General features: G+C 42.5%; 9 protein-coding genes. All 9 read left to right on the top strand.

The window, feature by feature from the left end; all coding sequences use genetic code 11:
• Positions 1-22 precede the first annotated feature (22 nt).
• The 9 genes from IEV27_RS13395 (at position 23) to IEV27_RS13355 (ending at position 12676) form a co-directional block, all read left to right on the top strand.
• The gene (locus IEV27_RS13395; RefSeq protein ID WP_188378002.1) at positions 23-1027 is read left to right on the top strand and encodes a DUF3048 domain-containing protein; all 1005 of its coding nucleotides are present in this window, start codon (positions 23-25) and stop codon (positions 1025-1027) included.
• Between the two features lie 13 nt (positions 1028-1040).
• On the top strand, positions 1041-1343 hold the full coding sequence (locus IEV27_RS13390; RefSeq protein ID WP_188378001.1) for a YerC/YecD family TrpR-related protein: 303 nt from the start codon (positions 1041-1043) through the stop codon (positions 1341-1343).
• Between the two features lie 360 nt (positions 1344-1703).
• Positions 1704-2387, top strand: a complete 684-nt coding sequence (pcrB, locus tag IEV27_RS13385; protein ID WP_188378000.1) for a heptaprenylglyceryl phosphate synthase — start codon at positions 1704-1706, stop codon at positions 2385-2387.
• A gap of 22 nt (positions 2388-2409) precedes the next feature.
• Positions 2410-4638 carry a DNA helicase PcrA gene (pcrA, locus tag IEV27_RS13380; RefSeq protein WP_188377999.1) on the top strand — a complete coding sequence of 743 codons (2229 nt, stop codon included), beginning with the start codon at positions 2410-2412 and terminating at the stop codon, positions 4636-4638.
• Positions 4639-4653: 15 nt separating this feature from the next.
• Positions 4654-6654 (top strand): NAD-dependent DNA ligase LigA, encoded by a 2001-nt coding sequence (gene ligA / locus IEV27_RS13375; protein WP_188377998.1) that lies wholly within the window; start codon positions 4654-4656, stop codon positions 6652-6654.
• Positions 6655-6669: 15 nt separating this feature from the next.
• The gene (locus tag IEV27_RS13370; RefSeq protein WP_188377997.1) at positions 6670-7845 is read left to right on the top strand and encodes a CamS family sex pheromone protein; all 1176 of its coding nucleotides are present in this window, start codon (positions 6670-6672) and stop codon (positions 7843-7845) included.
• Between the two features lie 177 nt (positions 7846-8022).
• Positions 8023-9573, top strand: coding sequence for an L-glutamate gamma-semialdehyde dehydrogenase (gene pruA / locus IEV27_RS13365; protein WP_188377996.1), 1551 nt, complete (start codon positions 8023-8025; stop codon positions 9571-9573).
• Positions 9574-10137: 564 nt separating this feature from the next.
• Positions 10138-11646 (top strand): sodium/proline symporter PutP, encoded by a 1509-nt coding sequence (putP, locus tag IEV27_RS13360; protein WP_188377995.1) that lies wholly within the window; start codon positions 10138-10140, stop codon positions 11644-11646.
• Between the two features lie 100 nt (positions 11647-11746).
• On the top strand, positions 11747-12676 hold the full coding sequence (locus tag IEV27_RS13355) for a nuclease-related domain-containing protein (protein WP_188377994.1): 930 nt from the start codon (positions 11747-11749) through the stop codon (positions 12674-12676).
• Positions 12677-12767 lie beyond the last annotated feature (91 nt).

The raw sequence follows: 12767 nt of genomic DNA, 5'->3' as shown, positions 1-12767 counted from the left end.
ACGAGTAAGGGGTAATATGGGAATGAGAAAGTATGTATGGATAGGCCTGGTTTTACTGTTTAGTGTATTAGCGGCCTGCAGTAATGAAGATTCGAAATCAAAAGTGACCGATGACGATCAAACAGAGGAACAATCCGATCAAAGTGTGTATCCTCTCACAGGAGAACAAACGGATGAACGTGTAGACGAGCGTGTCATTGCCGTAATGGTCAATAATCATACGGCGGCCCGTCCGCAATCGGGGTTAAGTAAAGCTGACATCGTTTATGAATTTCTTGCAGAAGGCCAGATCACGAGACTGTTAGCTTTGTATCAGAGCAATTTACCAGAGAACGTAGGTCCGGTCCGTAGTGCAAGATCGTATTATTACGAAGTTGCCGCAGGGTTTGATGCTTTGTATACGTATCACGGGGCTGCAAACTTTATAAATGAAGATATTGAGGAAAGCGGCATTGATTATGCCGACGGCGCTAAGTATGATAATGATAGAGAGCTTTTCAAACGAACAACTGACAGGCAGGTCCCACATAATTCATACTTAATAACAAGCGGTTTGGAACAGCTTCTTCAAAGCAAAGGTTATGCAACCGAAATGGAGATCGATCCATTACCTTTTAGTAATGAAAATCACCATGAAGGCGGTCAAGCGAATGAAGTAACCATTACGTACGGGACAAACGAAACGGTCACGTACACTTATGAAGAAGAAAAAGAACAATACTTGCGAGCAAGCGATGGAGAAGCAAGTGTGGATCAGGAAACGAACGAGCAAGTCGCCCTTGATAACGTATTGATTATACAAACTTCACATGAGGTGATCGATGATGAGGGGCGTCGTGATATCGACCTTACTTCAGGCGGAAAAGGGTACCTCTTGCAAAATGGGGAGCAAATTGATGTAGAATGGAAGAATAAAGATGGGCGGATTTTGCCGTATCAAGATGGTGAACTTGTACCATTTAAACCAGGTCAAACTTGGGTAAACGTCGTCCCTGAAGATCCAGGGATCGTATCTGTTAACGAATAGGGAGGGGAAGCAAGTGCAAATTGATAAACTAAGAGGGAAGACATTGGATCAACTTTTTGAAGCCATCTTGTCCCTTAAAAATGTAGAAGAATGTTATGAGTTTTTCGATGACTTAGCAACAATGAACGAAGTCCAATCACTTGCCCAGCGCCTGGAAGTTGCTAGAATGCTGCGCGAAGGGTTTACGTATCATAAAATCGAAACGGAAACAGGGGCCTCTACGGCCACGATTTCCCGAGTGAAACGCTGCTTGAACTATGGAAATGACGCGTACACGTTAGCTTTAGATCGTGTGCAAGAAAAGAGAACTGAATAGATTGGAGAAGCCGTCCTGATCGTTGGGGCGGCTTTTTGATGGTTTTTCGAAGTTATGGGAAACGATCGTAAACAGAAGAATGCGATCGCAATTGTGATGGTAACGCTCGCAAACGAAATGAATCGCACACATTCTAAAAAACACTCTCACAAATCACTTGTTAACGCTTGTAAGTCTTCATAAAAAATCCCTCTTATCGATTCATGTAAGAAGCAAAAGTTTGCTATAATATATGAATGGATAAAAGGTTTATCGCAATTGAACGGGCATCAAAATTTCAAGAGGTTCTACGCTGAGTCAGCAGATGAAATAAAGAGCACTGGCGGATAAAAGATTCACTTTTATGGAGGAATACATTCTGTGTGTAATGTGAAAGAATGGAGCCACGTTTTTAAGCTCGATCCAAATAAATCAATAGAAGAAGACGATTTATCCGTTCTTTGTGAATCAGGCACGGATGCGATCATTATCGGAGGCACAGATGGAGTAACGTTCGACAATGTATTTGATTTGTCAGAAAGAGTCCAACGCTACACAGTTCCATGTTTGCTGGAGGTTTCAACCATGGAAGCCATCATGCCTGGGTTTGATGGGTATTTAATTCCCAGCGTATTAAACAGTAAAGACAAGAAGTTTATCACAGGTATTCAGCACGAAGCCATTAAGGAATATCAGGATTGGATCCCGTGGAATCAAATGCTGGTAGAAGGCTACTGTGTGCTGAACGAAGAAGCGAAAGTATTTAAAGCGGCCGAATGTGAGCTGCCGTCAAATGAGGACGTTATCGCATATGCCGTCATGGCTGAGCAAATGTTTCACTTTCCGATTTTTTACTTAGAATACAGTGGAACATTTGGGAATGCTGAATTAGTAAAGGAAGTTCGTAAACATTTACAGCAAACCACCCTTTTTTATGGGGGAGGTATTGAGTCTTACGAACAAGCGGTAACCATGAAAGAGCATGCAGATGTTATCGTCGTTGGGAATGTTATATATAAGGACATGCAAGCAGCTCTTCGAACGGTTAAGGCTTGCAGGCAATAATTAGTAAAAGGAAGGTGTCCACATGACACAAGCAATCCACCCTCTAGTGAAAGGGTTGAATGAACAACAGAGAAATGCGGTCACCCATACCGAGGGGCCGCTTCTTATTATGGCCGGAGCGGGAAGTGGAAAAACGAGAGTACTTACTCACCGAATCGCTTATTTACTAGATGAGAGAGAGGTCTCTCCACGAAACGTTTTAGCTATTACATTTACAAACAAAGCAGCACGCGAAATGAAAGAGCGAGTCGAGTCATTAGTAGGCGTCGAAGCTGAAAAGATATGGATGTCTACGTTCCACTCCATGTGTGTGCGTATTCTTAGACGTGATATTGATCGCATCGGCTACGATCGTAACTTTTCTATTTTAGATTCAAGTGATCAGCAATCCGTCATCAAACAAGTGTTAAAAGAATTGAATCTCGATCCAAAAAAATGGGATCCCCGCGCGATGATCGGGGCGATCAGCAACGCTAAGAACGAACTTATTACACCGGAGCAATATGAGCGTGAGGCAAACAGTTTGCATGAAGAGCAAATTGCTCAGATTTATAAAGGATATCAAAAAAAGCTGCGCAAAAATCAGTCGCTGGATTTTGACGACTTAATTATGCAGACTTTAACGCTCTTTGACCGTTTGCCAGAAGTTTTAGAGTATTACCAGCGCCGCTTTCAATATATTCACGTGGACGAGTATCAAGATACGAACCATGCTCAGTATCAGCTCGTTAAGCATCTAGCCAGCCGTTACCAAAATCTATGTGTAGTAGGTGATTCTGACCAATCCATTTACCGTTGGAGAGGGGCAGATATTACGAACATCCTATCCTTTGAGAAAGACTATCCGAACGCAAGAACGATCTTGCTGGAGCAAAATTATCGGTCTACAGAACTCATCTTAAATGCTGCCAACAAAGTAATCGCCAATAACAGCGGACGAAAAGCTAAAAACCTATGGACGGATAATAGCGGCGGTACGAAAATTCAATACAAAGAAGCGGGTACAGAAAGGGAAGAAGCCTTTTATGTGACCGATCAGATTGAAGACCTTGTACGCAGCGGAAGTTTTCAGTATAAAGACGTAGCGATTTTATACCGTACAAATGCGCAATCTCGAACGATTGAAGAAACGTTTGTGAAGTCCGGTGTACCTTATCAAATGGTTGGAGGCACGAAGTTCTACGATCGTAAAGAGATTAAAGATTTACTTGCTTACTTAAGACTGATCGCAAATCCAAACGATGATTTAAGCTTCCAGCGTGTCGTAAATGAACCGAAACGAGGCGTAGGAAAAACAAGCCTGGATAAACTACAAGCATATGCAGCAGCCCAAGATATTTCGCTTTATGAAGCAGCCGCAGAAATCGATTTCGTCGGGGTAAGTGCCAAAGCGGCCAAGTCTGTGATGAACTTTTATCAAATGATCCGAAATTGGACCCAGCAGCAGGAATTTCTGTCAGCGACAGATATGGTCAACGAGGTTATTGAAGTGACAGGTTACGAGGAAATGCTGAAAAACGAGAAAAGTTTAGAAGCGCAGAGCCGTTTAGAAAACATTGAAGAATTCAAGTCAGTGACCAAAAACTTTGAAGATACTGCAGAAGATAAAACATTAATTGCGTTTTTAACGGACTTGGCGTTAATTGCTGATATCGATTCAATGAATGATGATCCAGCGAGTGACGACACGGTTACGTTAATGACCTTGCACTCAGCAAAAGGTCTAGAGTTTCCAGTGGTATTTTTAATAGGGATGGAAGAAAATGTATTCCCGCATACCCGTTCGTTAATGGATGACGATGAAATGGAAGAGGAAAGGCGTCTGGCATATGTAGGTATTACAAGAGCCGAGCGTCAGCTGTACCTTACGCATGCAAAAATGCGTACGTTATACGGGCGCACCAATATGAATCCGATCAGCCGGTTTATCCATGAGATTCCCCAAGATTTATTAGAAGGAAAAGAAGAGAAAGAATCGCTGCCATTCTTCAACCAAAAGCGTGAACCAGGGGCAGCAGCATCTGCAAAACCAGCGCCGAAAAAACGCGCTGTTAAGAAAGAAAAAACGACGTCAGGCGGGGAGAAGGTTTCCTGGCAGCCTGGGGATAAAGCTTCTCATAAAAAATGGGGAGAAGGAACGGTGGTTAAAGTTCAAGGTGAAGGCGAAGATATGGAGCTGGATATCGCCTTCCCAGCGCCAACAGGAATCAAACGATTAATTGCCAGGTTTGCACCGATTACGAAAGTGTAAGGACGTGAGTAGGAAATGAACCGACAGGAAGCACAGCAACGACTAGAATCGTTACGAAATGAAATTCATCAATACAATTATGAATATCATACACTTGACGCCCCTAGTGTATCGGATTATGAATACGATAAAAAAATGCGTGAACTGCTTGATCTAGAATCTAAGTTTCCTGATTTAGTAACAGCAGATTCTCCATCCCAGCGTGTTGGAGCCGAGCCTCTAAGTGCTTTTCAAAAAGTACGCCATAATGTAGCTATGCTTAGCTTAGGCAACGCGTTTGATGAGCAGGAATTGCGTGACTTTGACCGGCGAGTACGTGAAGGAACAGGAGAAGAAGTCACATATGTTTGTGAGCTCAAAATTGACGGACTTGCCGTTTCTTTAACCTATGAAGATGGTGTCCTGGTTCGTGGTGCTACGAGAGGGGATGGAACGGTCGGAGAAGACATCACCGTGAACTTACGTACGATTCGTACCATTCCGCTCCGTCTTCACTCCCCAGAAACAGTAGAAGTGCGCGGGGAAGCTTTTATGCCGAAGAATTCTTTTCTGAAAATGAACGAAGCTCGCGAAGAAAAAGGTGAAGAGCCATTTGCGAATCCACGAAACGCAGCGGCAGGTTCGTTAAGACAGCTCGATCCTAAAGTGGCTGCTAAGCGTAACTTGGATATTTTTCTATACGGAGTCGGTGAATGGCAAGGAGAATCCTCCAACTCACATAGTCAACGTTTAGAACGGATGAAGGAACTAGGGTTAAAAACAAACCCCGAATGGAAGAAGTGTCAATCCATTGATGAGGTAATAGAGTATGTAAATGGCTGGGTTGAACGACGACCTGACTTAGACTATGAGATCGACGGAATTGTTATAAAAGTGGATCGCCTTGATCAGCAGGAGGCACTCGGCTTTACAGCAAAAAGTCCACGCTGGGCTACAGCGTATAAATTCCCGGCTGAAGAAGCTGTGACTAAATTAAACGATATCGAGTTAAGTGTGGGACGAACAGGTGTTGTTACACCAACGGCTATATTAGAACCTGTGAAAGTTGCTGGGACGACGGTGCAACGAGCTTCCCTGCACAACGAAGATTTAATCCGAGAACGCGACATTCGTATTGGGGACACTGTAGTGATTAAAAAAGCAGGAGATATCATTCCTGAAGTCGTCCGAGTACTTATCGAGCAACGAAGCGGAGAAGAAGAGCCTTATGCGATGCCGGAACACTGTCCTGAGTGTGAGAGTACACTGGTTCGACTGGAAGAAGAAGTGGCCTTACGCTGCATTAATCCTAACTGCCAGGCCCAGCTGCGTGAAGGATTAATCCACTTCGTATCGCGTAACGCTATGGATATTGATGGACTTGGAGAGAAAGTAATTGCACAGCTATTCCAAGAAAATTTAATTGCTGCGATTGCGGATTTGTACAAGCTTCAACGAGAAGAACTTCTTCAACTCGAACGAATGGGTGAGAAGTCTGTTGAGAACTTATTAACCGCCATCGAAGCTTCGAAGGACAATTCTTTAGAAAAGCTGTTGTTTGGACTTGGCATTCGATACGTAGGAACGAAAGCTGCTCAAACGTTAGCGCAGGAATTTGAAACGATGGACGCCCTTAGCCAAACCGATGCGGAAACCCTAATGCTCGTACCAGAGATTGGAGAAAAAATGGCCGACTCGATCGCTCGCTATTTTGCAAAGCCGCAAGTTCTTGACCTTATAGAAGACTTAAAACGATTAGGCATTAACATGGAATATAAAGGACCGAAGAAAAGCGAAGGTCCAGAGGATTCACCTTTTAAAGGAAAAACCATAGTCCTTACTGGAAAAATGGAAAACTTTACACGCTCAGAAGCAAAAAATATCGTCCAGGAACTCGGTGGAAAAGTCACCGGAAGTATTAGTAAGAATACAGATTTGCTCATTGCCGGGGAAGATGCAGGTTCAAAATACGATAAAGCAGAGAAGCTTGGGGTAGAGATTTGGAACGAAGAAGAATTTGCGAATGCTTTAACATAATGGGGAGTGGAATAAATGAGGAAGCTACACGCCGTTTGGTTAGCTATGATCCTGATTGTCAGCGCGTGTACACCCGTATACGATAATACAGATGAGGTTGTTCGCGAAACGACGGACGAAGATAGTGATGAAAAAGCGATCATCCCAAACTACGATTTATCAGATGATTCGTATCGGATGATTTTAACAGAAGGCGAGTCGAAAATCTCGGCTGCCCGTGGAGTGACGACCAACCAAATGGGAAACCGTCTTGATATAGCTGAATTTGAAGGCGGCTTGCAGCGCCATTCCAAGGAATATTTCAGCACAGAAGATTATTATTTCCAGCCGGGTCAATTTCTTGATGAGAGCACACTGTTAAGCTGGCTGGGAAGATACGAGGAGCCGGAAGATCCTGATAATCCGGAAGAAACAGGAAATGTTTACGGACTTAACCCAGAACTAGATGAAGATTCTGCCTCAGAAGAAGATTTCCGTGAGAACCCCCGCTACATTTCAAACATAGTGGAGCAAGACTACTTAGTTCGACAAGACGATGATGTCGTGGAAGTGGCAGGATTAACCATTGGAATATCCATGCGTTCGATTTATGACTTTCAAGCAGAAGGCCGCGAGTATTCAGAAAATATTTCAACGAGTGAATCGTTGTCACGAGGACAGGAATATGCGGATAAGATCTTAGAAAGGTTACGGGAACGAGAAGAGCTGCAGGACGTGCCTGTTATGTTTGCCATTTATGAAGAAGAGGAAGATAATGCTGAATCACCAGGTAACTTTTTAAGTAAAGGATATGCTGAAGGGTCTGACAATACGGTAGGCGGCTGGGCAGATATTGATGAAGAATATGTGCTCTTCCCATCGGATGAAGCAGAGGAAGAACATTTTGATGATGCCGAAGTTTTTTCGGATTTCCGATCAGAGGTTTCAGATTACTTCCCGAACTTTGTTGGTATGATAGCAAACGGTTTTTACGTCGATGATGAACTTCATGAAGTGAAAATAGACATCCCTATACAGTTTGACTCACATACAGAGGTCACTGGATTTACTCAATATGTATACAGCCTTGTTATGGAAATGTTTGAAGATCATTATGCTGTAGAAGTGAAAATCAATAGCATGGATCAGCAGGAAAGTTTAATTGTAAAAAAACCTGGGCAGGAAGAACCTTTCGTCCATATTTATGAATAGTTTAAGAAAGCCATGATGGTTTACATCCCGTCGTGGCTTTTTTTAAACCTTTCACGTTTAATTGAAATAATTTGAAGAAACAATAAACATACGATAAAATATTTTGTGGAAGCGCTTAACGTAATAATTTTCAAAAAATAAAGCGTCTAACCCTACAGAATGAGGAGGCGGTTTTACATGGTAGTACCTTACAAACATGAACCATTTACAGACTTTAGTGTGGAGGAAAATCGTAAAGCTCTAGAAGATGCAATTAAGCAGGTCGAAGGAGACTTAGGAAAGGAATATCCTTTAATTATTGGTGGAGAACGGATCATGACGGATGACAAAATAAAAGTGGTCAATCCGGCTAATAAAAAAGAAGTGATTGGATACGTAGCAAAAGCTAATCAAGATCTAGCTGAAAAAGCACACCAAATTGCAGATGATACCTTTAATTGGTGGCGCAAGACAAAAGCACAGTTTCGTGCCGACATTTTGTTCCGTGCAGCAGCCATTGTCCGCCGCCGCAAGCATGAGTTTACCGCTCATCTTGTAAAAGAAGGCGGAAAGCCATGGAAGGAAGCTGATGCAGATACAGCAGAAGCAATTGATTTCTTAGAATACTATGGTCGTCAAATGCTTGAAATCGATAAAGGGGTTGAAATTAACTCTCGTCCAATAGAGAATAACCGATTCCATTACATACCACTTGGCGTGGGCGTGGTTATTTCACCGTGGAACTTCTTATTCGCTATTATGTGTGGAACAACAGTAGCTTCCATGGTCTCAGGAAATACGGTTCTTCTTAAACCAGCCAGCACGACTCCAATCATTGCGTATAAAATGATGGAAGTTTTAGAGGAAGCAGGTCTTCCAGCTGGAGTGATTAACTATATTCCGGGAAGCGGAAAAGAAGTAGGCGACTACCTTGTCGATCATCCCCGTACTCGTTTCGTAAGTTTCACTGGTTCTCGAGAAGTAGGGACACGTATTTTTGAACGTGCAGCCAAGGTACACCCAGGACAGAAATGGCTAAAACGCACGATCATTGAAATGGGTGGAAAAGATACCATCGTTGTGGACAAAGATTCTGATTTAGAATTAGCAGCTGATGCGATTACTTATTCAGCCTTTGGTTTTTCAGGCCAAAAATGCTCCGCCTGTTCACGTGTTGTAGCTCATGAAGATGTTTATGATGAGCTGCTGGATAAAGTGGCAGCTAAAACGAAAGAAAGTGTATCCTATGGTGATCCAACGGCGCACGACACGTATATGGGGCCGGTTATTGATCAGGCAGCTTATGATAAAATTTTAAACTACATTGAAATTGGTAAACAGGAAGGCAAGCTTGTTACAGGAGGAAAAGGAAATGACAGTAAAGGCTGGTTTATTGAGCCGACTGTGTTTGCTGATTTAGCTCCAGACGCCCGTATTATGCAAGAAGAAATTTTCGGCCCTGTGGTCGGCTTTACGAAAGCGAAGACATTTGACGAAGCGATTGATATTGCGAACAATACGGAGTACGGCTTAACAGGCGCTGTCATTACAAACAATCGTCAAAATCAAGAAAAAGCACGTGAAGATTTCCACGTTGGAAATTTATACTTTAACCGCGGCTGTACAGCTGCCATTGTGGGATATCATCCTTTCGGCGGCTTCAATATGTCAGGAACCGATTCAAAAGCAGGAGGACCTGATTACTTGATTCACCATATGCAAGGAAAAACAACTTCCGAAATGTTGTAACTAACGATTAAGAGAGCTGCCTTTATGGCCGCTCTCTTTTTATGATAAAATATGGCCTCGTTGTTTTATATTTTTTGTTGATAAAATCGTAAAGTTTGAAGATAACTATACATAAGGAAGATGCAGCCTTTCGATTTAGGAAAAAAGCCCCTTTACAGAATAAATATAACTGCTGGATGAAATTTTTATTTATAAAATTTAATGAATAGATATCATCTATATCGTAAAAATTTATGCATATGACCTGATAATGTGTATAATTATACACAAAAACGTTAATATTATAATTTTTGCAATGTTCTAACAATTATATTATGATATAGTTGTACCTGTGTTTGGCTTTTTTCACTTCTGTGCCTGATTTGCAGGCATTCTGAATTATTTTAATATTGCATAGAAGTGTATAATACAAAAATTGGAGGTGACATCGTGTTTGAACTAGCTACCGCTGCAGGACAATATTCACTTTCAGGCGCATCATGGTTTTGGCTGTTTGTACCAATGCCAATTTTAATTATTCTATCATTAATCACACTATTTACCGGAAGGAGCGAATAAAAAAACATGGGTTCAGCAACTTTAATTACGTTTATCGTCTATCTCATTGGTATGTTGTTGATTGGTTTTGCCTCATACCGTATAACAAGCGATTTATCTGATTATGTATTAGGTGGTCGTCGATTAACTCCAGGAGTAGCCGCACTTAGTGCCGGAGCATCAGACATGAGTGGCTGGTTACTATTAGGTTTACCGGGTGCTATTTATGCTTCAGGTTTAGCAGAAGCATGGATCGGTGTAGGTTTAGCCATTGGTGCTTACTTAAACTGGCAGTTTGTAGCGCGTCGTCTTCGTGTATTTACCGAAGTCTTTCAGGATGCAATTACTGTTCCAGACTATTTGGAGAATCGTTTTCACGATCACTCTCATATCTTACGTGTCATTTCTGCACTTGTAATTTTAGTATTCTTTACTTTTTACACATCGTCCGGACTAGTAGCCGGCGCTACACTTTTTGAGGCATCGTTTGATTTATCTTACACTCAGGCTTTATGGATTGGTGCAATTGTAACCATTTCTTATACTTTCCTTGGCGGATTCTTAGCCGTTAGTTGGACGGACTTCGTACAAGGTATTTTAATGTTCTTAGCTTTAATCGCCGTTCCAATTGTGGCAGCCCAGGAGCTGGGTGGTTTTAGTGAAGCGATCAATGCAGTAGGTCAAATTGAACCAGGACACCTGCAAATGGTGCAAGGTGTAGGTGCACTAGCCATTATTTCTTCTCTGGCATGGGGACTTGGTTACTTTGGTCAGCCTCACATTGTCGTACGTTTTATGGCTTTGCGTTCACCTAACGACGTGCCAAAAGCACGCTTAATCGGGATTGGGTGGATGGTTATCGGTCTTTACGGTGCCATTTTCACAGGTTTATTTGGACTAGCTTACATGGCAACAAATGAAGTAGAGGGATTAGGCAGCTTTGGTGCTTCACTAGTAAATGAGGGCGGCGTTCAGATGCTCGATAACCCTGAAACGATCTTCATTGCGTTCTCTCAAATCTTGTTCCACCCTATTATTGCAGGTATTTTGTTAGCTGCGATTCTATCCGCTATTATGAGTACAATTGACTCTCAATTGCTCGTATCATCTTCCGCTCTGGCAGAAGACTTTTACAAAGCGATTTTCCGTAAAAATGCTTCTGACCGTGAGCTTGTATGGGTTGGACGTATCGCTGTTGCAGGTATCGCACTTATCGCTCTCCTGCTTGCAGGTAATCCAGATAGTACAGTACTCGAGCTTGTTTCCTATGCTTGGGCAGGATTTGGTGCAGCATTCGGTCCTATCATTGTGCTGTCCCTATTCTGGAAAAACATTACACGTAACGGCGCGCTGGCTGGTATTATCGTTGGAGCGATCACCGTTATCCTTTGGGCTAACTTAAGCGGCGGTATTTTCGACCTTTATGAGCTGCTGCCAGGCTTTATCTTAAGTGGTATTGCTGCGATCTTAGTAAGTTTAGCAGGTACACCACCTAAAGAAGTTATTGCAGAATTTGAAGAAGCAGTTCGTAAATAATAGAACAGAAGGAGATCTCCAGCTCATCGCTGGAGATCTTTTTTTGCTATGATAATAAAGAACATTGCCGGTACCTGGTACCAAAAAGAGGAGGAAAGCCATGATTGTAAAAGAAAGAAGAAAGCCGGACCAGATGCTAGCACTCGAAGCACTGCAGAGAAGGGCGAATTTGAGAAGAGATGAAATTGAAAAAGACCTTTTACTGGCGAGAGCAGGGTTCCGTGGAGAAGAAGCCCTGAATTATCACCTCCAGCAAATACCTCCTCATTCTCATATCCTCCATGATATCCGGTTCGCCGTTGATGAACTTTTCGTACAGCTGGACACCCTGCTCCTAGCAGACAATTTTATAACGATCATCGAAGTGAAGAATTTTACCGGCACTTTAACCTTTGATGAAGAGCGGCATCAGATGATTCGCACGCTCGATGGAAAAGAAGAAGCATTTCTCGACCCTTTGCTGCAAGTGAGAAGGCAAAAAAATTATTTGCGAAAATGGCTCAACGCACATCAATACACTGAACTCCCCATTGAAACCCTCATCGTCATAAGTAAACCCTCTACTATTATTCATACTTCCAACCCCTCCGTCATCCACAGCGCCTATCTTCCTTTTAAAATAAATGAGCTGGAAAGTAAGTATGCGCAGCGAGTGCTAGGGCAAAATGAGTTACTACGTATGGGTGAAGAGCTGAAACAGGCTCACGTACCACGCAAAATTGATTTGCTTCAAAAGTATAAAATAAAGAAAGAAGAACTGCGGGTGGGCGTGCATTGCTCAAGCTGCAGCACTCTGCCTATGTTGAGGGGGTACGGTAAGTGGAAGTGTACTTACTGTGGATATGTTTCGGCGGATGCCCACATAGAGAGCTTGCGGGATTACCGGCTGCTGGTGGAGGAGAGTATTACAAATCGAGAGTTGCGCTGGTTCTTACAAATTGACTCTGAAAGAATAGCAAGGAGCATTATCCAATCGTTGAATCCAGTGGGAAAAACGAAAGGAAGGAGATACAGGCTGGACTTTTTGTAAATGTCAGAATTAATTCATATAATGTCAGAAAAAACGCTAATAATGTCAGAAAAACCAGCCCAAATATCAGGAAAAACGCTCCAAATGTCAG

Origin of the sequence: Halobacillus andaensis (genome assembly GCF_014636475.1) — a bacterium.
GTDB classification, from domain to species: domain Bacteria; phylum Bacillota; class Bacilli; order Bacillales; family Halobacillaceae; genus Halobacillus_A; species Halobacillus_A andaensis.
The sequence above is the reverse complement of the archived record's forward strand: the minus strand, read 5'-3'. Positions and strand labels throughout refer to the sequence as shown.